This window comes from Arthrobacter paludis (assembly GCF_056782315.1).
This window is the reverse complement of sequence record NZ_JBXAEW010000006.1, coordinates 26040-46007: the sequence shown is the minus strand read 5'-3', so window position 1 is coordinate 46007 and position 19968 is coordinate 26040. Positions and strand designations below refer to the sequence as shown.

Here is a 19968-nt window from a genome sequence, read left to right as displayed (position 1 = left end):
AATCAAGGGGGCGGGTCATGGAACTGGCGGTGGTGGTTCTGGTCGGACTCGGATTCGCGGCGGGGTGGTTCGTCCGCGGCAGGACGCGGGGGCGTCCGTCGACGCGCGCCGGGTGGGACCCGGCCCTGCGTGCCGCCATGGCCCGGGCCTGGCAGGAGGGGTACGACGCCGGCGCCGGGACAGGGGCGCCAGCCGACCTGGCGTCCGCGCCGACGGCCCACGGCGGCCCCGCGCCCGCACACGCCGCCCCCTCGTCCGGCACCGCCGGCCCCGCGCCGGGCCCGGGCTTCCGCGGCGAGGTTCCGCCAGCGGAACACCCGCAGCCCCGCCCGTTCGGTGCCGACCCGGTCGTCGCGTGGGCGCCGCCCGCCGACCCCCGGGCCCGCACCCTGCGCAACATCAACGTGGCCCTGTACGCCGGGGCCCTGCTGCTGGTCGCCGCCGCGTCCCTGTTCATCGGGATCGCCCTCCCGGCGGGCTGGAAGTTCGGCGGGCTCGTCCTGCTGACGGCGCTCTTCTACGGCGGCGGCCTCCTGGTGCATGCGCGCAGCGAGACGCTGCGGCCGGCCGCGACCGCGTTCACGGGCACGGGGCTGGCCCTGGTGCCCGTCACCGGCCTCGCGCTGCACCTGCTCGTCCTGGACCACGCCGCCCTGGCCTGGTTCGTCACCTCCACGGTCGGGCTCGCGGCCTTCGTCCACGCGGCGGCCCGGCTGCAGAGCCGCGTTCTCGCGGCCCTGGCGTTGACGTTCCTGGTGTCGACGACGTGGTCCGGCGGTGCCGTGCTGAACCGGGGCCTGGTCTGGTACTTCATCTTCTCGATCCTGCTCGCTGCCCTCGCCACCCTCGCGGTGTACGCCCGTCCGCGCTGGCTCGGCCACACCTACGCGGCGGCGTTCCGGGCCTCGCACCGGTACCTGGTGCCCGCGGTCCTGGCCGCGTCGCTCACGGTGGCGTGGATGCTGAGCGCCCATGACTTCATCCTGCTGCTGCTCGTCTCGACCGGCTACTACGGTGCGGGCTTCGCGCTGGGGCCTGCCGCCGACCGCCGGCTGAACCTCTGGGCGGGGCGCGCGACGGCCACGCTCCTCGTCGCTCCGCTGGGCGTCGCGCTGGCCTGGGGACCGACCGGCACCGTCCGCGCCATGGCGCTGGTCGTCGTGGCGCAGCTGGTCGGCATCGAACTCCTGCGTCCCGGCTACGAACGGCTGCTGGCCGCCGGCGGCCGCCGTGCCGCGCCCGCGGTCCGGGTGGAGCAGTGGCTCCTGGGCTCCGCGGCCCTGCTGCTGGCGATGCTGGGGTCGGAGACGCTGGCCGCCCTCGCCCGGGGGGCCGCGCCGCCCCGGCTGCACGACCTGAACTGGGCGCTCGCGGCGGCCCTCGCGGCCGTGGGCTTCGTGGCCTGGCGCCGCCGGCAGGGGATGTTCTGGCTCCCCGTGGCGGGAGGGCTCCTGTTGGCCTTCGAGCCGTTCGAGCCGGCCCCGTGGCGGCAGGCCGTCGGCGGACTGCTGGCCCTGGCGGTGGTGGCGGCCGCGGGACGCCGGGAACCGGGGCGGTGGCGCCGGCACGCCGTCGTCGCGATGCGCTGCGTGGCACCGCTGCTGGCCGCCGCCTGGGCCGCGTGGGCGGCCCACGGATTCGCGGTGGGCCTCGGCCCTGCGGCCGGCGGACCGGCAGGGGGCGGGCAGCGGGCCGCCACGCTGGCCTTCACCGGGGCGTGGCTCGCCAATGCGGGGGCCTCGGCCTGGCTGGCCGGGAGAGGGCGCCGGCACGGGCGGGGTCCGGCCCGGCCGACCGGCCACGCGCTGTTCTTCGCCCTGTCGCTGGTCGCTGTCGTGTGGGGGACTCTGTCGGCCCGCGGGCTCGACCTGCGAGACGGGGCCAACGGCGGGGGCACGCCGCGCTGGGGCGAGGCCTGCGCCTGGGCGCTGCTGGCGGTCGGCGTCCTGGGGGCCGGGGTCATCCTCCACCGGGTGGCCCGCATCGAGGGCGGCGAGGGCGCCCGGGGCGGCCACGGGCCGGGAACCGCGCGCTTCCTCGCCCACGCAGCCGGCGCCGGCACCCTGCTCGTCGTGTTGGCCTTCTCCGGGTCCTTCGCGGGGGAGTGGGCCCCCGAGGCCGTGCTTGCGGTGGGGGCGGCGTACTTCATCGTGCGGGCCCTGTCCCCGGACGGCCACACGGTCCGCGGCGCCTACGCCCTGGCGGCCCACGTGTTCCTCGTGGGCGGCCTCCTGCACGCCGCCGACCGGCTGGGTGCCGACGACCATGCCAGGGCCGCCCTGTTCGCCGTGACGGTGGCGCTCGGCCAGGTCGGCCGCGCCGCACTCGTCCGCCGCGTTCCCCGCGGCCGGGGGATCGGCCTGTCCCGGACGACCGGATGGGCCGCCTACGTGCTGCTGCCGCTGGGGTTCCTCGCGTACGCGGCGGGCGGTGTGGTGGACCGCGCGTCCCTCGTGGTCCAACTTGTCGCCGCCGGGACCTACGCGGCCCTCTGGTGGCGGGAGACGCGCGACGGCCGGTGGGGCCGGGACCTCGTCGTCCTTCCGGCGGTGCTCGCCGCGGGACTGCTCGCCGTCGTCCCCTCCGACGCCGTCGCCGCCCGCTCCGGAGGCTGGCTGCCCGGACCCCTGTGGTCCGCGGCCGCCGCCGTCGCGGTCCTGGCCCTCGCGACGGGGGCCCTGCTCCTGCTGGAGGGCGCCACGACCGCAAGGGCGGCCGTCGGTGGGCCCACGGACCGGGTCCACTTCCAGCGGAAAACGCGCGCGGCGGCGGTCGCCACCGTGGTGGCGCTGGCCGCCTCGACGGCGCCCGCCGGGAACGGCTGGGCGGCCCTCGTCGCCGGGCTCGCTGCGGCCGCCCTCGCGGTGTTCGCGGCCGGGACCGCCGCGGCCGTCCTGCTCGCGGGCACCGTCGTCGCCGTCCAGGTCGCCGCGCACCTCGGGGCGCTCCAGCTGGTGGACGCCGTCTCCGGCCCGGCCGGGACCTCCAGCCCGTGGCTGTTCCCGCTTGGGCAGGCGGGCGCGGCGGTCGTCCTGTTCGCGGGGGCCGTCGCGGGCGGCCGCTTCGGTTTCGACGACGGCGACGGCCCGGCGAGCCCGACCTGGGCGATGGTCCGCGACGGGTCCCTCGGCCGCGGGCGCCCGGGATGGACCTGGCTTCACGCCCGCTACGTCTTCGCGGGGTCCCTGCTGGCGCTGGCGGTCGCGGGGCTGGCCGCGGCCGGCAGCGCGCGGGACGCCGTCGCCCTCACGGGATGCCTGTTCCTGGCGGTGGTCGCCGTCGCCGCGGTCTTCGAATGGCCGCGCCGGCGCCGGGAGGTCGCGGCGGAGGTCGCGGCGCTCGCCCTCGCGGCGCTGGCCCAGCGCGCGTGGTGGGTCGTGGACGGGCCGCACGAGGCGTTCTGGATGGTGCAGTACTGGGTCCTCGTGGTCGCGGCGCTGGCCGGCTACGAATACTGGCGACGCCGCCCGCAGCGGGGCACCCCGATCCTGGCGGTGTCCGCCGGCCTGCTCACGCTGAGCGGCCCCTGGGCGGTGTTCGGTTCCCTGCCCGCGGGGCAGGTGTGGGTGCTGCTCGGGTTCGCGGCGCTCCTGGCCTTCGGCCTGCTGTCCAACCGGAGGCTGTTCGTCCTGTGGGGCGCGGCCGGGATCCTCGTGGCCGTGCTGTGGTACCTGCGGTCCCTGACCTTCCTGCTCCTCGCGCTGCTCGCGCTGCTGATCATCGGGCTGGCGGTGTGGCGGCTGTCCCGCCTCGGGCGCCCGCGCGAGGGCGGGGTGCCGGCCGAACCGGGCGTCCCGTCCGGCGGCCCTCCGACCGTGCCGGCTCCCCGGCAGGGCCCGCTGGGCCTGCAGGCGCCGCCTGTCGTGGCGCCGCAGGACCCGCCGGTGCCCCCGGGGACAGCACTGGGGCTGCCGCATCCGACACGTCCCGCGCCGCAGGCCCCGCCGGAACCGGAACCGGGGGCGAGCCGGGCGGGCGGGATGCCCGGGCGTTAGGCTCGGAACCATGGAGTGGCTCCTGTTCTGGATCGTCGTGGGCATCGTCGTCGCCGTGGCCTCGGCCGTGCTCTGGGGGCGTCGGTACTTCCGGCACGAGATCGACCGGGCCCGACGGATCCGCCGGTCGCGCCGGGGACGCTAGCCGTGCCGCGCAGGATCGGCGCGGGCCGCGGCGCCGGGCCCTGGAGACTATTCGGACGGCAGGGCCGCCGCAGGCTCTGGCCGAAGCTGCTCGTCGCGCTGCTGCTGATCGGCATCGGGCTCTGGCTCGCCGCCGAGCGAGGGGACCTCGACCTGCCACTCGGCAACGCGGCCGCGGAAACGGCGGACTCGGCCACGGAGACGGCGGACCAGGCCGCGGGCCCGGCGGGCCCGCCGGGTTCGACCGCGGCTTCGGGGGGTTCGGCCGCGCCCCCGGCGGCGGCCCCGCGCCCGCCGCGGCCCCAGAGCGCGGTGCGCTTCGCCGTCGTCTCCGTCCACGACGGGGACACGCTGCGCCTGCGCCCCGAGGGCGGGGGAGCGGCCTGGGTGGCGGCGGCGGGGCGCGAAAGCACGAGGCTGCTCGGCATCGACGCCCCGGAGACCGGGGACCGGGCCGAATGCTTCGGCGACCGGGCCACCGCCGCGCTGCGCCGGCTGGCCGTTCCGGGCTCGTCCGTGTGGGCCGCCCCGGACCGGGAGCACTTCGACCAGTACGGGCGGGTCCTGCTGCACCTGTGGACCGCGGACGGGCGGTTCGTGCAGGGGATTCTCGTCGCGTCCGGGGCCGCCGAGGTCGAGTACTACGAGCCGAACACGACGTACGTGCCCGCGCTCCTGGACGCCGAGGCGGAGGCCCGCGGCCTCGGTGCCGGGCAATGGGGAGCGTGCGCCTAGCGGGACACGCTGTGGCGGGGGCCACCACTGGGCCGCCCTTTTGAGAATTCGGCGTCGCTGTGGGAGACTGGACAAGTTGTTCAAGCGCTTTTCCGTGTCTTGAGTCCGGTGGTCGGCCCCCGATCCGCGGACTAGGACGGTTCCGACCGGGATCGCGTCCCGCCCGGGATAATGCCCGGGGCGGGGACGGATCCGACGGGAACCGGTGGGAAGGCCAACAGAATCCACCCCCATTCTCCGGGGCGGCGTCGCGGATCTAACGCGACACGCCCGACCGCGGGGGTCGGAGGCCCGACGGGGTGAGGAACCCGGATCCTATCCGGATTCAGTCCGTGCGGGCGTGCCAGTCCGCAAGGACCCGTAGGGCACAGCAACTGTACAGAGAGTGCTACTCGAGAAAGAGGCATGACGCCATGGCGGGACAGAAAATCCGCATCCGGCTGAAGTCGTATGACCACGAGGTCATTGACGTTTCTGCCCGGAAGATCGTTGAGACGGTCACGCGCGCAGGCGCAACCGTAGTCGGCCCCGTGCCGCTGCCGACGGAGAAGAACGTGTACTGCGTTATCCGTTCGCCCCACAAGTACAAGGACAGCCGCGAGCACTTCGAGATGCGCACCCACAAGCGCCTGATCGACATCATCGATCCGACTCCGAAGGCCGTCGATTCGCTCATGCGCCTCGACCTGCCCGCGGACGTCAACATCGAGATCAAGCTTTAAGGGGAGGTGCTGAGAGACTATGACCGCAACCCGTAACCTCAAGGGCCTGCTGGGCACGAAGCTCGGCATGACCCAGGTCTGGGACGAGAACAACAAGCTCATCCCGGTCACCGTTGTCCAGGCCGATTCCAACGTCGTCACCCAGCTGCGCGACGCCGAGCGCGACGGCTACGCCGCCGTCCAGATCGCCTACGGCCAGATCGACCCCCGCAAGGTCACCAAGCCCCTCGCCGGCCACTTCGACGCCGCGGGCGTGACCCCGCGCCGCCACGTCGTCGAGCTGCGCACCGCAGACGCCGCCGACTACGCGCTGGGCCAGGAGCTGTCCGTTGGGCTGTTCGAGGCCGGCCAGAAGGTCGACGTCATCGGCAAGACCAAGGGCAAGGGCTTCGCCGGTGTCATGAAGCGCCACGGCTTCTCCGGCGTCGGCGCCTCGCACGGTGCGCACAAGAACCACCGCAAGCCGGGTTCCATCGGTGGCGCGTCCACCCCGGGCCGCGTCTTCAAGGGCCTGCGCATGGCCGGCCGCATGGGTAACGTGCGCCAGACGACGCAGAACCTCACCGTCCACGCTGTGGACGCCGAGAAGAACCTCCTGTTGATCAAGGGCGCCATCCCCGGTGCCCGCGGCCAGGTCGTCCTCGTACGCACCGCCGTGAAGGGAGCTTAAGTAAATGGCTAACAACGCTCTGAAGGTCGAGCTTCCCGCCGAGATCTTCGACGTCCAGACCAACGTCCCGCTGCTGCACCAGGTCGTCGTGGCCCAGCTGGCCGCTGCCCGCCAGGGCACGCACAAGGCCAAGACCCGCGCCGAGGTCTCCGGTGCCGGCCGCAAGCCGTTCAAGCAGAAGGGCACCGGCCGCGCCCGCCAGGGTTCGATCCGCGCCCCGCACATGACCGGCGGCGGCGTCGTCCACGGCCCGGTGCCGCGCGACTACAGCCAGCGGACGCCCAAGAAGATGAAGGCCGCCGCCCTGCGTGGCGCCCTCTCCGACCGCGCTCGCCACGACCGCATCCACGTGATCGAGGCCCTGGTGGCCGGCGAGAAGCCGTCGACCAAGGACGCCCTGGCGACCCTGCGCGCTCTCACCGAGCGCAAGAACCTGCTCGTTGTCATCGACCGCGAGAACGACGTTGCCGCGCTGTCCGTGCGCAACCTCGCCGACGTGCACGCCATCTACGTCGACCAGCTCAACACCTACGATGTGCTGGTTGCCGACGACGTCGTGTTCACCAAGGCCGCGTTCGATGCCCTGGTCAACAAGGAGGCCGCCAAGTGAGCGCCGCGACCCACAAGTCCCCGCACGACGTGATCATCGCTCCCGTCGTGTCGGAAAAGAGCTACGGCCTGATCGACGAAGGCAAGTACACCTTCCTGGTCGACCCGCGCTCGAACAAGTCCGAGATCAAGTACGCCGTGGAGTCCATCTTCGGCGTCAAGGTGGCCTCGGTGAACACCATCAACCGTGCCGGGAAGCGCAAGCGCACCCGCTTCGGGTGGGGCGAGCGCGTTGCGACCAAGCGCGCGATCGTCTCCCTGAAGGAAGGCACGATCGACATCTTCGGCGGTCCGCTCTCGTAGCGGAGACCACTTTAACGAGGAACTGACACATGGCTATCCGCAAGTACAAGCCGACGACGCCGGGCCTGCGTGGCTCGTCCGTCGCCGACTTCGCAGAAATCACCAGGACGACTCCGGAGAAGTCGCTGGTCCGCCCGCTGAGCAAGACCGGCGGCCGCAACAACTCCGGCAAGATCACCACCCGGCACAAGGGTGGCGGGCACAAGCGCGCCTACCGCGTCATCGACTTCCGTCGCCATGACAAGGACGGCGTGCCGGCGAAGGTCGCGCACATCGAGTACGACCCGAACCGCACCGCCCGCATCGCGCTCCTGCACTACGCCGACGGCACCAAGCGCTACATCATCGCGCCGGTCAACCTGAAGCAGGGCGACCCGGTCGAGGCCGGCGCCGGCGCCGACATCAAGCCGGGCAACAACCTGCCGCTGCGCAACATCCCGGTCGGCACCACGGTGCACGCCGTGGAGCTGCGCCCGGGCGGCGGGGCCAAGATGGCCCGCTCCGCCGGTGCGTCCATCCAGCTGGTGGCCCGCGAGGGCAAGTACGCCCAGCTGCGCCTGCCCTCCGGCGAAATCCGCAACGTCGACGTGCGCTGCCGCGCCACGATCGGCGAGGTCGGCAACGCCGAGCAGTCGAACATCAACTGGGGCAAGGCCGGCCGCATGCGCTGGAAGGGCGTCCGCCCGACCGTGCGTGGTGTCGTCATGAACCCGGTCGACCACCCGCACGGTGGTGGCGAGGGCAAGACCTCCGGTGGTCGCCACCCGGTCAACCCGAACGGCAAGCCCGAGGGCCGTACCCGCCGCCCCAACAAGGACAGCGACAAGCTCATTGTCCGCCGTCGTCGCACCGGCAAGAACAAGCGATAGGAGCCTGGAGACATGCCACGCAGCCTGAAGAAAGGCCCCTTCGTCGATCAGCACCTCTTCGTGAAGGTCGCTGCTCAGAACGAAAAGGGCACCAAGAACGTCATCAAGACGTGGTCCCGCCGTTCGATGATCGTGCCCGACATGCTCGGCCACACGATCGCCGTTCACGACGGCCGCAAGCACATTCCGGTGTTTGTCACCGAGTCGATGGTCGGGCACAAGCTCGGCGAATTCGCCCAGACGCGGACGTTCCGCAGCCACGTGAAGGACGACAAGAAGGGCAAGCGCCGCTAACCCCCCGGGGTTAGCCCAGCGCTCGCGCTTTTTCGAGAAGACGAGAGAAGGAAAGCAATGGAAGCCAAGGCAATTGCGCGCCATCTTCGCGTAACGCCTATGAAGGCCCGGCGCGTCGTCGACCTTGTTCGTGGTAAGCAGACGAACGAGGCCCTGGCGATTCTGAAGTTCGCCCCCCAGGCGGCTTCGGAGCCGGTGTCCAAGGTTGTTGCGTCGGCAGTGGCGAACGCCCGTGTCGCCGCGGACCGCGACGGCGTCGCGTTCAACGAGGACGAGCTGATCATCAGCGAGGCCTTCGTCGACGAGGGTGCCACCATGAAGCGGTTCCGCCCGCGTGCCCAGGGCCGCGCGTTCCGCATCAACAAGCGCACCAGCCACATCACCGTGGTTGTTTCGACCCCGGAGAAGGGTGGGGAGAAGTAAATGGGCCAGAAGATCAACCCGAACGGGTTCCGTCTCGGCATCACCACGGACCACATTTCGCACTGGTACGCCGACAGCAACAAGCCCGGCCAGCGCTACAAGGACTTCGTCCGCGAGGACGTCAAGATCCGCGAGCTGCTCTCCACCGGAATGGACCGCGCCGGCATCGCCAAGGTCGAGATCGAGCGCACCCGTGACCGCGTCCGCGTGGACATCCACACGGCGCGCCCGGGCATCGTCATCGGCCGCCGCGGCGCCGAGGCCGACCGCATCCGCGGCGAGCTCGAGAAGCTCACCAGCAAGCAGGTCCAGCTGAACATCCTCGAGGTCAAGAACCCCGAGATCGAGGCCCAGCTGGTCGCCCAGGGCGTCGCGGAGCAGCTTGCTTCCCGCGTGGCGTTCCGCCGCGCGATGAAGAAGGCCATGCAGTCCGCGATGCGCGCCGGCGCCAAGGGCATCCGTGTCCAGTGCTCCGGCCGCCTCGGCGGCGCCGAGATGAGCCGCAAGGAGTTCTACCGCGAGGGCCGTGTGCCGCTGCACACCCTGCGCGCGAACATCGACTACGGCAAGTTCGAGGCGAAGACCACCTTCGGCCGCATCGGCGTGAAGGTCTGGATCTACAAGGGCGACCTGACCTCCAAGGAACTGGCCGCCCAGGCCGCCGCCGCTCCGGCGCGCGGCCGTGGCGACCGCGGCCGTCCGGGGGCGGGCGGCGGCGAGCGCCGTCGTCGCAACGACCGCAACACCGGCGGCCAGGGCCAGCAGGCCCAGGCCCCGGCCGAGGCTGCCGCCCCGGCCGCAGAAGGAGGACAGGCTTAAATGCTGATCCCACGTCGAGTCAAGTACCGTAAGCAGCACCACCCGAAGCGTTCGGGCGCTGCCTCCGGGGGCACCACGGTGTCCTTCGGCGAGTACGGCATCCAGGCCCTGACCCCGGGTTACGTCACGAACCGCCAGATCGAGGCCGCCCGTATCGCGATGACCCGCCACATCAAGCGTGGCGGCAAGGTCTGGATCAACATCTATCCGGACCGCCCGCTGACCAAGAAGCCGGCCGAAACCCGCATGGGTTCCGGTAAGGGTTCGCCGGAGTGGTGGGTCGCGAACGTCAAGCCGGGACGGGTCATGTTCGAGCTCGCCGGCGTCAATGAAGAGGTAGCTCGCGAGGCCCTGCGCCTGGCGATCCACAAGCTGCCGGTGAAGGCACGCATCGTGCGTCGTGAGGGTGGTGAATAGGAATGGCGATCGGATCCAAGGATCTTGCCGTCGAGAAGCTCGACGGGTATGACAACGCCCGCCTGGTCGAGGAACTGAAGAAGGCCAAGGAGGAGCTGTTCAACCTGCGCTTCCAGTCCGCCACCGGCCAGCTCGAGTCGCACGGCCGGCTCAAGTCGGTCAAGCGCGACATCGCGCGCATCTACACGGTGCTGCGCGAGCGCGAGCTGGGCATCCGCGAGGAGGTCGTTGTCCCGGTCGAGGAGGCCAAGGGCAAGAAGGCCGCCAAGGACGCTCCGGCTGAGGAAACCAAGTAATGAACGAGAAGGAGAACGCAGTGGCTGAGCAGGCAGAGGCCCGCGGTTACCGCAAGACCCTTCGCGGGTACGTGGTTTCCGACAAGATGCAGAAGACCATCGTTGTGGATGTCGAGGACCGCGTGAAGCACTCGCTCTACGGCAAGGTCCTGCGCCGCAACAAGAAGGTCAAGGCCCACGACGAGAACAACACCGCCGGCATCGGCGACCTCGTCCTGATCGCCGAGACCCGCCCGCTGTCCGCGGACAAGCGGTTCCGCCTCGTCGAGATCATCGAGAAGGCCAAGTAGCCGAATCGCCCCGACAGGCACCCCGACCGGCGCCGGCGCTTCCCCCAGCGGGAGGCGCCGGCGCCGGCGTTTAACCGGCGGGGCGCCCGGTGCGGGCCGGTTCCGGCACGCCGCCCGCTAGCGGTCCCGGACCGGAAAGCGCGCCGCGGCGTCGCCCGACAGCTCGCCGGGGCGGACGGGCCGCCCGGGGCGACGGCGGCGAACGCCGCCAGCGTGCGTCCCGGGTCGGCGGAGCGCTCGCGCGCGACGCCGCGCGCGTTGAGCCGGTCGAAGTCGAAGCCGGCGCCCACGAGGCCGCGGAGGAAGCCCCAGCGCGTCGTCTTGGCGTCGTTGACCAGGTGGGCGAGCACGTCGTGGTCCCACCCCGGGCACAGCGACGGCGTCGCCCACGCGGCGGCCGGCAGCCCGGCGAGGTCCCGGACGAGGGCGTGGCGCTCGGCGTGGACGGTGGGCCAGGGGTCGGGCGTCACGGCGGCCTCCGGTTCGCGGGGGTGCCCGCCGCTCGGCGGACGCGGCCGACGCTACCCGGGGCGCGCGGGCGGCGGAAGAGCATATACCATGCGATTTCGGTTTGCGCACAGCGTCGCGTAGACTTGAAGTCTGTGCGCTTTCGCGTGCGGGGACTATCCACCTCCGCCGCGGGCATTTGCACGCCATCGGCCCTGGCCGACGGCGCGCGGCACGGCTCCCCGGCATGACGCCTCGGCCCTGCTTCCAACCAGACGGAATCCTTCGGACCGTCGGAGGTGGGGGTAAGCGATCGCCGGGGGGAGTCCATCAACCCGTTCCGCAAGGCTCACCTGGTGAGAACCAGCGAGACGACAGGAGTGAAGAGTGATTCAGCAGGAGTCGCGACTCAAGGTTGCCGACAACACCGGTGCCAAGGAAATCCTTGCCATCCGCGTGCTGGGCGGTTCCGGACGTCGCTACGCAGGCATCGGCGACACCATCGTCGCCACCGTCAAGGACGCGATCCCTGGCGGCAACGTGAAGAAGGGCGACGTCGTCAAGGCCGTCATCGTCCGCACCAAGAAGGAGCGCCGCCGTCCGGATGGCTCGTACATCCGCTTCGACGAGAACGCCGCCGTCATCCTCAAGAACGACGGAGAGCCCCGCGGTACCCGTATCTTCGGCCCCGTCGGCCGCGAGCTGCGTGACAAGCGGTTCATGAAGATCGTTTCCCTGGCTCCGGAGGTGCTGTAACCCATGGGTGCAAAGATCAAGAAGGGCGATCTCGTCCAGGTCATCACCGGCGCCACGCAGGAGCGCGGCGGCGACCGCGGCAAGCAGGGCAAGGTCCTGAAGGTCTTCCCGGAGCGCAACCGCGTTCTCGTCGAGGGCATCAACCGCGTCACCAAGCACCGCAAGGCGGGCCAGAACGCGTCCGGCGCCAACACGGGCGGCCTCGAGGTCGTTGAGGCCCCGATCCACGCGTCCAACGTCGCTGTCGTCGACCCCGAGACCAAGAAGCCGACCCGCGTCGGTTTCCGCCTCGAAGAGGTCGAGAAGGACGGCGTCAAGAAGACCGTGCGCGTGCGCTACGCCAAGGCTTCCGGAAAGGCACTCTAATGACTGAAGCAGCTGTGAAGATCCAGCCGCGCCTGAAGGCCAAGTACCTCTCCGAGATCCGTGGCTCCCTGCAGGACCAGTTCAACTACGCGAACACCATGCAGGTCCCCGGCCTGGTGAAGGTCGTCGTGAACATGGGCGTCGGCGAGGCCGCCAAGGACTCGAAGCTCATCGAGGGCGCCGTGCGCGACCTCACCGCGATCACCGGCCAGAAGCCGGTCGTCACGCGGGCCCGCAAGTCGATCGCCCAGTTCAAGCTGCGCGAGGGCATGCCGATCGGCGCCCACGCCACGCTGCGCGGCGACCGCATGTGGGAGTTCGTCGACCGCCTCGTCACGCTCGCGCTGCCCCGTATCCGCGACTTCCGCGGCCTGTCCGGCAAGCAGTTCGACGGCAACGGCAACTACACGTTCGGCCTCACGGAGCAGTCGATGTTCCACGAGATCGACCAGGACGGCATCGACCGCGTCCGCGGCATGGACATCACCGTGGTGACCACCGCCAAGAACGACGACGAAGGCCGCGCCCTGCTCAAGGCGCTCGGCTTCCCGTTCAAGACCGAAGACTAAAACCACTACGTTGCAGGTCCGCACTGACGGAAACCGCAACGAGGAAGGGCTGAAGCCCACATGACCATGACAGATCCTGTCGCAGACATGCTGACCCGTCTGCGCAACGCCAACTCGGCATACCACGACGAGGTCTCCATGCCCTCGTCCAAGCTGAAGGTGCGCATTGCGGAGATCCTGAAGCGCGAGGGCTACATCGCGGACTTCAAGGAGGAGGCAGCCGAGGTCGGCAAGACGCTGACCATCACGCTGAAGTTCGGCCAGAGCCGTGAGCGCTCGATCGCCGGCGTCCGCCGCATCTCCAAGCCGGGCCTGCGCGTCTACGCGAAGTCGACCAACCTCCCGCACGTGCTGGGCGGCCTCGGCATCGCTATCCTGTCCACCTCCTCCGGTCTGCTGACGGACCGCCAGGCCGCGAAGAAGGGCGTGGGTGGGGAAGTCCTCGCCTACGTCTGGTAACGGGAAGGGAGAGTAAAACCATGTCTCGTATTGGACGTCTTCCCATCACCGTTCCCGCGGGTGTCGACGTGAAGATCGACGGCAACGTCGTTTCCGTCAAGGGCTCCAAGGGCGAGCTGAGCCACACCGTGGCCAGCCCGATCACCGTGGCGCTCGAGGAGAACACCCTCACGGTGTCCCGCCCGAACGACGAGCGCGAGTCGCGTTCGCTGCACGGCCTGACCCGCACCCTGATCAGCAACATGATCGTGGGCGTGACCGACGGCTACACCAAGCGCCTGGAAATCCACGGCACCGGCTACCGCGTGCTGGCCAAGGGCGCGAACCTCGAGTTCGCCCTGGGCTACTCGCACCCCGTCCTCATCGAGGCCCCCGAGGGGATCACCCTCGCGGCCGAGGGCAACAACAAGGTCGTCGTCTCCGGCATCGACAAGCAGCGGGTCGGCGAGACCGCCGCCAACATCCGCAAGCTGCGCCGCCCGGATCCCTACAAGGGCAAGGGCATCCGTTACGAAGGCGAACAGATCCGCCGCAAGGTCGGAAAGGCTGGTAAGTAACCATGGCTCTGATTGTCAAGAGGGGCAAGAGCAAGGCCGCTGCCCGCGGCCGGCGCCACCTGCGCGTCCGCAAGCGCGTCACCGGCACCGCCGCGCGTCCGCGCCTGGTCGTGAACCGGTCGGCCCGCCACATGGTCGCCCAGGTCGTCGACGACGCCAAGGGCATCACCCTGGCGTCCGCCACCACCATGGAGGCCGACCTGCGTGCGTTCGACGGCGACAAGACCGCCAAGGCCAAGCGCATTGGCGAGCTGATCGCCGAGCGCGCCAAGGCCGCTGGCATTGAGGCCGTGGTCTTCGACCGCGGCGGCAACAAGTACCACGGCCGCGTGGCCGCGGTCGCCGACGGCGCCCGGGAAGGTGGACTGGCACTGTGAGCGAAGCTACGAACGAGAAGGATACCCAGGTGTCTGAAGGTACCCAGACCACTGGCGCCGACGCCGCAGGCCAGCAGGCCGGCGGCCGCCGCGACAACCGCGGCGAGGGCCGCGGACGCGGCGACGGCCGTGGCCGCGGCGAGGGCCGTGGCCGTGGCCGCGACGGGCGCGACAACCGCAACGAGGACAAGGACCGCTTCCTCGAGCGCGTCGTCGCCATCAACCGCGTCTCCAAGGTCGTCAAGGGCGGCCGCCGCTTCAGCTTCACCGCCCTCGTGGTGGTCGGCGACGGCAACGGACTCGTCGGTGTTGGCTACGGCAAGGCCAAGGAGGTCCCCGCAGCGATCGCCAAGGGCGTCGAAGAGGCCAAGAAGTCCTTCTTCCGCGTCCCGCGCGTCGGCTCCACCATCCCGCACCTGGTGCAGGGTGAGGCCGCCGCAGGCGTCGTCCTGCTGCGTCCGGCCGCCCCGGGTACCGGCGTGATCGCCGGTGGTCCGGTCCGCGCCGTCCTCGAGTGCGCCGGCATCCACGACGTCCTGTCCAAGTCGATGGGCTCGTCGAACCAGATCAACATCGTGCAGGGCACCATCGCGGCGCTGAAGGCGCTCGAGGAGCCGGCCTCCGTGGCGGGCCGTCGTGGCCTCGCCATGGACGAGGTTGTTCCGGCCCAGATGCTGCGCACGCTCAACGAGCAGAAGGCAGGTGCCTAGGCCATGGCCAAGAACCTTGTCCCCAGCGACGCGAAGCTCGCTATTACCCAGATCAAGTCCACCATTGGTGGCAAGCAGAACCAGCGCGACACCCTGCGGTCGCTCGGTCTGAAGCGCATCGGCCACACCGTGGTCCGGAACGCCGACGCCGTCACCGTGGGCATGATCAACACGGTTCCGCACCTCGTGAAGGTTGAGGAGGCGAAGTAGACATGGCGAAGGAATCCGCACTCAAGGTGCACCACCTGCGTCCGGCCGAGGGGTCCAAGACCGCGAAGACCCGCGTGGGTCGCGGTGAGGGCTCCAAGGGCAAGACCGCTGGCCGCGGCACCAAGGGCACCAAGGCCCGCTACCAGGTGAAGGCCGGCTTCGCGGGCGGGCAGCTGCCGCTGCACATGCGCCTGCCGAAGCTGCGCGGCTTCAAGAACCCCTTCCGGGTCGAGTTCCAGGTCGTGAACCTGGACAAGATCCAGGAGCTGTTCCCCGAGGGTGGCCAGATCACCGTCGAGGACCTGGTCGCCAAGGGCGCGGTTCGCAAGAACCAGCCGGTCAAGGTGCTCGGCACCGGCGAGATCTCGGTGAAGGTCGACGTGAAGGCCGACGCCTTCTCGTCCTCCGCCGCCGAGAAGATCGCCGCCGCGGGCGGCTCCACCTCGGAGCGCTAGGCCGCGTGAAGTCCAGCTGAAGGTCCCCCCGGACCGGGTCGCCCCGGTCCGGCGGGGGCCTTCCGCGTTTCCGGGACGGATGACGACGGCGGCGCCGCCGCCGTCGTCATCCGTTCACCGGGTCCCCAGCCACAGGCGGTAGACTCGGGAAGTCATTGCCGGCCGATCGGCCGGACCCACGTTTTCCAGGAGGACGCTTGCTCAGCGCCATCGCCCGGGTCTTCCGGACCCCCGACCTGCGAAACAAGCTGCTGTTCACGATCGCGATCATCGCGGTCTACCGCCTCGGCGTCTTCATCCCCGCCCCCGGCGTGCACTACGGCAACGTCCAGCAGTGCCTCGCGCTCGGCACCACCCAAGGCGGCCTCTACCAGTTCGTCAACCTGTTCAGCGGCGGCGCGCTGCTGCAGGTGTCGATCTTCGCGCTCGGCATCATGCCGTACATCACGGCCTCCATCATCGTGCAGCTGCTGCGCGTGGTCATCCCGCGCTTCGAGGAGCTGCACAAGGAGGGCCAGGCCGGCCAGTCCAAGCTGACGCAGTACACGCGCTACCTGACGATCGCGCTCGGCCTGCTGCAGGCGACGACCCTGGTCTCCCTCGCCCGCTCCGGGCAGGTGTTCCCCGGGTGCCCGGTCCCCGTGATCCCGGACGACAGCCTGATCAACATCATCCTGATGATCGTCGCCCTCACGGCGGGCACCGGCCTGATCATGTGGCTGGGCGAGCGGATCACGGAGCGGGGCATCGGCAACGGCATGTCCCTGCTGATCTTCGTGGCGATCGCCTCCGGCTTCCCCGCCTCCATGGGCGCCATCGCGTCCTCGCAGGGCTGGGGCGTGTTCGCCGGCGTCATCGCGATCGGCCTGGTCGTGGTCGCACTCGTCGTGTTCGTCGAGCTGAGCCAGCGGCGCGTGCCCGTGCAGTACGCCAAGCGCATGATCGGCCGCCGCACGGTCGGCGGGACCAGCACGTACATCCCGATCAAGGTCAACATGGCCGGCGTGATCCCCGTGATCTTCTCGTCCTCGATCCTCGCCCTGCCCGCCATGCTGGTGCAGTTCAACGTCCGCCCGGACGGGACGCTGCCGGAGTGGGCGCTGTGGGTGCAGACGAACTTCAGCTCCTCCTCGCCGGCGTACATGGCCGTGTACCTGCTGCTGACGATCTTCTTCACGTACTTCTACGTGGCCATCACGTTCAACCCGACCGAGGTCGCGGACAACATGAAGAAGTACGGCGGGTTCATCCCCGGCATCCGCGCCGGGCGGCCCACGGCCGAGTACCTCCAGTACGTCCTGACGCGCATCACGTTCCCGGGCTCCATCTACCTGGGCCTGATGGCGCTCACCCCGCTGATCGCATTCGTGCTGATCAACGCGGACCAGAACTTCCCGTTCGGCGGCGTCTCCGTGCTCATCATGGTGGGCGTCGGCCTCGAGACGGTGAAACAGATCAACGCCCAAATGCAGCAACGACACTACGAAGGACTTCTGCGATGACCCGACTGCTGATCATTGGTCCCCCCGGCGCCGGCAAGGGCACCCAGGCCGAGCGCATCTCCGAGAAGCTCGGCGTGGTCGCCATCTCCACCGGCGACATCTTCCGCGCGAACGTCAAGGGCGGGACCCCGCTCGGGCTCGAGGCGAAGAAGTACATCGACAACGGGGACTTCGTGCCGGACTCCGTCACGAACAACATGGTCCGCGACCGCCTGGACCAGGACGACGTCAAGGACGGCTTCCTGCTGGACGGCTACCCGCGCACGTCCGCGCAGGTCGACGAGCTGGACGCGATCCTCGCCGAGCAGGGCTCGAGCCTGGACGGGGTCATCCAGCTGACCGCCGACAGCGAGGAGCTCGTCTCCCGCCTGCTCAAGCGCGCCGAGATCGAGGGCCGCGCCGACGACACCGAGGACGTCATCCGCCACCGCCTGGCGCTCTACGAGGAGCAGACCGCCGTCGTCGTCGACCGCTACCTCGAGCGCGGCATCGTCCGCCGCGTGGACGGCATCGGCGCCATCGACGAGGTCACCGACCGCGTCCTGGCCGCGCTGGAGCCCGTCAAGTAGCCAGCCGGCGCCGCCGACCCGCAACCGCGGGCCACGGCGCCGCCCCGAGGAGAGCCTCCGCCACCGCGCGGGGGCTTTCCCGTTGGGGCCGCGGGGGAGTGCCCCGCACCACAGGCGGCCTCGCTCCGGAGACGCCCACGCGGACAGGCCCCGTCCGCACCCGGCGCGCTCTCCGCGGAGCGGCCCCCACCCCGCACCCCCACCCCCGCCGCAGGAAAGGCAGCACCATGGCGTTCGGCCAGCGAAAGATCGAGTACAAGTCCAACCCCCAGATCCTCAAGATGCGGGAGGCCGGCCTGGTCCTCGCCGAGGCCCTGGACGCCGCGGTGGCCGCCGCCCAGGTCGGGACGACCACGGCCGAGCTCGACGCGATCTTCTCCTCCGTCCTGGACAAGCACGGGGCCAAGAGCAACTTCAAGGGCTACCACGGCTTCCCGGCCACCATCTGCGCGTCGGTCAACCACGAGGTCGTCCACGGCTTCCCGTCCGACTACAAGCTCGCCGACGGGGACGTGCTGAAGATCGACGGCGGCGCGATCATCGAGGGCTGGCACGCCGACTCCGCGCGCACGGTCATCGTCGGCACCGCGGACCCGGCCGACCAGCGCCTGTCCGACGTCACGCAGGAGGCCATGTGGCGGGGGATCGCGGCCCTGGACGGCGCGCGGTTCACGGGCCAGATCGGCGAGGCCATCGACGACTTCGTCTCCGCGCAGGACGGCGAGCCGCTCGGCATCCTCGAGGACTACGTCGGGCACGGGATCGGGTCCGAGATGCACCAGGCCCCGGACGTGCTGAACTACCGCACCTCCCACCGCGGAGCCCGCGTGAAGCCCGGCATGTGCCTGGCGATCGAGCCGATGCTGGTGCGCGGCTCCATCGAGACGAAGGTCCTCGACGACGACTGGACGGTCGTGACCACGGACGGCCAGCGCGCCTCGCAGTGGGAGCACACCGTCGCCGTGCACCTCGGCGGCATCTGGGTGCTCACGGCCCCCGACGGCGGCGCGGCCGGCCTGGCCCCCTTCGGCGTCACGCCGTCCCCGATCCAGGCCTAGCCCGCGGGCCGGGCGGGAGTTCGGGCGTATCCGCTCGAACTTTCGTAGCGAAGACGCCGGTATCGACGCAGATCGTAGCGAAAACGTAGGAACGCCAAGATTTCGGAGCGAACCTGCAGCCATTCGGCCCGGATGGCTGCATGTTCGCTCCGAAATTTCTTACCTCCTCCGGAACCTCCGGACCATGCGAGGGCTACGTCCTAGGCCGCTCGCGACAAAAGGCGGCGGATGCGTGCCGTGCCCTCGCGGAATCCCTCCCGCAGATCGACCTCATGAAACACCACATGGATCCATCCCGCCCGGGTCCATCGGCGGTCTCGCTCCCGGTCGCTCCGCTTCGACTCGTAGTTGTCGTGGACCCTGCCGTCGTAGTTCATGGCGATCCGGTGCTCCCGATAGCCGAGGTCGGCATGGTCTGTCACCGGCGACGCCGGGTCCAGGGGCACCTGCAGTTCGGGCTCCGGCAGCCCCGCGGCGATGAGAGCGAGCCGGAGCTTGGTTTCGGCGGGGGAGTCCGCCCCGACGCGCACGTGGGCGAGGGCGCGGCGCGCTTGAGCGACTCCGCGCACCCCGCTGTGGGTGTCGACCGTCTGCCTCAGGTCGTCCAGACTGCACCACGGCTTGTTCCGGCCCTCCTGGTGTGGGCGCGGCTGCCGAACGAGGTGGTCCCCGACTGCCACGAGTTCATCCCGGCTCATGAAAGACGCCAGATCAAGCCAGAGCCGCGGACGTGTCGTGAAGGTGATGCCGCGTCTTGTGTCGAGATCTCCGGGGAGGAGCACTGTGCGCCGAACAGTGACCGTGCGGCCATCCACCGGCCGCGGTGCGCGCCCGCACATCCCGTGGTTGGCCACGAGATGGATCCGGGGGTCCCTCTGCATCGCGGGCGGGACGGGAAGTTGAAGGATGCGCGCCATGGTCGGGCCGGCCACAGCGTGGGACCGATGAGTGGCGCAAAGGGCGGCCAGAAGCTGTAGCTCGTCGGTCGGGCCCGGGCCGTGCCGGAAGATTCCCCTGCCGAGCTGGGTGACGTCGCTGGACCGCAACCGGCCGGTGGAGATGCCCGCGGCCTTCGCATCCGCCAGCGTGAAGGTCCTCAGGGCGAGGGAAGGTGGCAGGGGAGCTGCGGGTCGCATGCGGACAGGCTGCGCGCTGGAGCAGGGCAGGGGACTCCTAAATCGCCGATTGTGGGTAACTCCCCGCAGCGGCTGAGCGGTGGAGGGACGTCGCGGCCGGGGGACGCGGACGACCTCGCGGCCGGGGGAGGCGGACGATGGCGGCCGCGCGGCCAGCCTGGCGCGGGAGGCGGGCGATCCGCGACCGGGCCAACGTCCACCGGTGACATCC

27 protein-coding genes and 1 pseudogene are annotated in these 19968 nt (G+C 70.5%); 26 read left to right on the top strand and 2 right to left on the bottom strand.

Annotated features, from left to right (window positions below; genetic code table 11):
* Positions 1 to 17 precede the first annotated feature (17 nt).
* From AC1Q5D_RS06590 to rpsQ, 14 genes are all read left to right on the top strand, one after another.
* Complete coding sequence (locus tag AC1Q5D_RS06590; RefSeq protein ID WP_481737781.1) at positions 18 to 3995, top strand: hypothetical protein; 3978 nt, start codon at positions 18 to 20, stop codon at positions 3993 to 3995.
* 10 nt (positions 3996 to 4005) lie between these two features.
* A complete protein-coding gene (locus AC1Q5D_RS06585) occupies positions 4006 to 4140 on the top strand; it encodes a hypothetical protein (RefSeq protein WP_481737780.1) in 135 nt (44 codons plus the stop codon).
* A 2-nt stretch (positions 4141 to 4142) separates the two neighbouring features.
* Entirely contained in the window at positions 4143 to 4874 is a 732-nt protein-coding gene (locus tag AC1Q5D_RS06580; protein ID WP_481737779.1) for a thermonuclease family protein, read from the top strand.
* Positions 4875 to 5287: 413 nt separating this feature from the next.
* Positions 5288 to 5596 carry a 30S ribosomal protein S10 gene (rpsJ, locus tag AC1Q5D_RS06575; RefSeq protein ID WP_003803825.1) on the top strand — a complete coding sequence of 103 codons (309 nt, stop codon included), beginning with the start codon at positions 5288 to 5290 and terminating at the stop codon, positions 5594 to 5596.
* A gap of 19 nt (positions 5597 to 5615) precedes the next feature.
* On the top strand, positions 5616 to 6266 hold the full coding sequence (gene rplC / locus AC1Q5D_RS06570) for a 50S ribosomal protein L3 (protein ID WP_481737778.1): 651 nt from the start codon (positions 5616 to 5618) through the stop codon (positions 6264 to 6266).
* Positions 6267 to 6270: 4 nt separating this feature from the next.
* Positions 6271 to 6876, top strand: a complete 606-nt coding sequence (gene rplD / locus AC1Q5D_RS06565; RefSeq protein WP_481737777.1) for a 50S ribosomal protein L4 — start codon at positions 6271 to 6273, stop codon at positions 6874 to 6876.
* Positions 6873 to 7178 (top strand): 50S ribosomal protein L23, encoded by a 306-nt coding sequence (gene rplW / locus AC1Q5D_RS06560; RefSeq protein ID WP_481737776.1) that lies wholly within the window; start codon positions 6873 to 6875, stop codon positions 7176 to 7178. Before rplD ends, rplW begins: the two co-directional genes overlap by 4 nt.
* Before the next feature lie 29 nt (positions 7179 to 7207).
* Positions 7208 to 8047 carry a 50S ribosomal protein L2 gene (gene rplB / locus AC1Q5D_RS06555; RefSeq protein ID WP_481737775.1) on the top strand — a complete coding sequence of 280 codons (840 nt, stop codon included), beginning with the start codon at positions 7208 to 7210 and terminating at the stop codon, positions 8045 to 8047.
* Positions 8048 to 8059: 12 nt separating this feature from the next.
* Positions 8060 to 8341, top strand: a complete 282-nt coding sequence (gene rpsS, locus AC1Q5D_RS06550) for a 30S ribosomal protein S19 (protein WP_481737774.1) — start codon at positions 8060 to 8062, stop codon at positions 8339 to 8341.
* A gap of 57 nt (positions 8342 to 8398) precedes the next feature.
* A complete protein-coding gene (gene rplV / locus AC1Q5D_RS06545; RefSeq protein ID WP_481737773.1) occupies positions 8399 to 8764 on the top strand; it encodes a 50S ribosomal protein L22 in 366 nt (121 codons plus the stop codon).
* Positions 8765 to 9583, top strand: coding sequence for a 30S ribosomal protein S3 (gene rpsC / locus AC1Q5D_RS06540; protein WP_481737772.1), 819 nt, complete (start codon positions 8765 to 8767; stop codon positions 9581 to 9583).
* On the top strand, positions 9584 to 10000 hold the full coding sequence (rplP, locus tag AC1Q5D_RS06535) for a 50S ribosomal protein L16 (RefSeq protein ID WP_481737771.1): 417 nt from the start codon (positions 9584 to 9586) through the stop codon (positions 9998 to 10000).
* Between the two features lie 2 nt (positions 10001 to 10002).
* The gene (gene rpmC / locus AC1Q5D_RS06530) at positions 10003 to 10296 is read left to right on the top strand and encodes a 50S ribosomal protein L29 (protein ID WP_481737770.1); all 294 of its coding nucleotides are present in this window, start codon (positions 10003 to 10005) and stop codon (positions 10294 to 10296) included.
* Complete coding sequence (gene rpsQ / locus AC1Q5D_RS06525) at positions 10296 to 10586, top strand: 30S ribosomal protein S17 (protein ID WP_481737769.1); 291 nt, start codon at positions 10296 to 10298, stop codon at positions 10584 to 10586. The genes rpmC and rpsQ overlap by 1 nt, the downstream gene beginning before the upstream one ends.
* A 143-nt stretch (positions 10587 to 10729) precedes the next feature.
* On the opposite strand, the pseudogene AC1Q5D_RS06520 reads toward rpsQ, so the two are convergent.
* Positions 10730 to 11056, bottom strand: a pseudogene (locus AC1Q5D_RS06520) (maleylpyruvate isomerase family mycothiol-dependent enzyme); the annotation flags it as partial.
* Positions 11057 to 11420: 364 nt separating this feature from the next.
* Here AC1Q5D_RS06520 and rplN point away from each other — a divergent pair.
* The 12 genes from rplN (at position 11421) to map (ending at position 18621) form a co-directional block, all read left to right on the top strand.
* On the top strand, positions 11421 to 11789 hold the full coding sequence (gene rplN, locus AC1Q5D_RS06515) for a 50S ribosomal protein L14 (RefSeq protein WP_481737768.1): 369 nt from the start codon (positions 11421 to 11423) through the stop codon (positions 11787 to 11789).
* A gap of 3 nt (positions 11790 to 11792) precedes the next feature.
* Entirely contained in the window at positions 11793 to 12155 is a 363-nt protein-coding gene (gene rplX, locus AC1Q5D_RS06510; protein WP_481737767.1) for a 50S ribosomal protein L24, read from the top strand.
* Positions 12155 to 12724 (top strand): 50S ribosomal protein L5, encoded by a 570-nt coding sequence (gene rplE / locus AC1Q5D_RS06505; RefSeq protein ID WP_481737766.1) that lies wholly within the window; start codon positions 12155 to 12157, stop codon positions 12722 to 12724. Before rplX ends, rplE begins: the two co-directional genes overlap by 1 nt.
* A 60-nt stretch (positions 12725 to 12784) precedes the next feature.
* The gene (rpsH, locus tag AC1Q5D_RS06500; RefSeq protein WP_481737765.1) at positions 12785 to 13183 is read left to right on the top strand and encodes a 30S ribosomal protein S8; all 399 of its coding nucleotides are present in this window, start codon (positions 12785 to 12787) and stop codon (positions 13181 to 13183) included.
* A 20-nt stretch (positions 13184 to 13203) separates the two neighbouring features.
* Positions 13204 to 13740, top strand: a complete 537-nt coding sequence (gene rplF / locus AC1Q5D_RS06495; RefSeq protein ID WP_481737764.1) for a 50S ribosomal protein L6 — start codon at positions 13204 to 13206, stop codon at positions 13738 to 13740.
* Between the two features lie 2 nt (positions 13741 to 13742).
* Positions 13743 to 14117, top strand: a complete 375-nt coding sequence (rplR, locus tag AC1Q5D_RS06490) for a 50S ribosomal protein L18 (RefSeq protein WP_481737763.1) — start codon at positions 13743 to 13745, stop codon at positions 14115 to 14117.
* Positions 14114 to 14827: a 30S ribosomal protein S5 gene (rpsE, locus tag AC1Q5D_RS06485; protein WP_481737762.1), complete on the top strand. Its 714-nt coding sequence runs from the start codon at positions 14114 to 14116 to the stop codon at positions 14825 to 14827. The genes rplR and rpsE overlap by 4 nt, the downstream gene beginning before the upstream one ends.
* A gap of 3 nt (positions 14828 to 14830) precedes the next feature.
* Positions 14831 to 15037, top strand: a complete 207-nt coding sequence (gene rpmD, locus AC1Q5D_RS06480; protein ID WP_481737761.1) for a 50S ribosomal protein L30 — start codon at positions 14831 to 14833, stop codon at positions 15035 to 15037.
* A 2-nt stretch (positions 15038 to 15039) separates the two neighbouring features.
* Positions 15040 to 15492 (top strand): 50S ribosomal protein L15, encoded by a 453-nt coding sequence (gene rplO / locus AC1Q5D_RS06475; protein ID WP_481737760.1) that lies wholly within the window; start codon positions 15040 to 15042, stop codon positions 15490 to 15492.
* 197 nt (positions 15493 to 15689) lie between these two features.
* Positions 15690 to 16994 (top strand): preprotein translocase subunit SecY, encoded by a 1305-nt coding sequence (gene secY / locus AC1Q5D_RS06470; RefSeq protein ID WP_481737759.1) that lies wholly within the window; start codon positions 15690 to 15692, stop codon positions 16992 to 16994.
* Complete coding sequence (locus AC1Q5D_RS06465) at positions 16991 to 17563, top strand: adenylate kinase (protein WP_481737758.1); 573 nt, start codon at positions 16991 to 16993, stop codon at positions 17561 to 17563. Before secY ends, AC1Q5D_RS06465 begins: the two co-directional genes overlap by 4 nt.
* A gap of 227 nt (positions 17564 to 17790) precedes the next feature.
* The gene (gene map / locus AC1Q5D_RS06460; RefSeq protein WP_481737757.1) at positions 17791 to 18621 is read left to right on the top strand and encodes a type I methionyl aminopeptidase; all 831 of its coding nucleotides are present in this window, start codon (positions 17791 to 17793) and stop codon (positions 18619 to 18621) included.
* Between the two features lie 200 nt (positions 18622 to 18821).
* Here map and AC1Q5D_RS06455 read toward each other — a convergent pair whose 3' ends face one another.
* A complete protein-coding gene (locus AC1Q5D_RS06455; protein WP_481737756.1) occupies positions 18822 to 19757 on the bottom strand; it encodes a hypothetical protein in 936 nt (311 codons plus the stop codon).
* Positions 19758 to 19968: the final 211 nt, after the last annotated feature.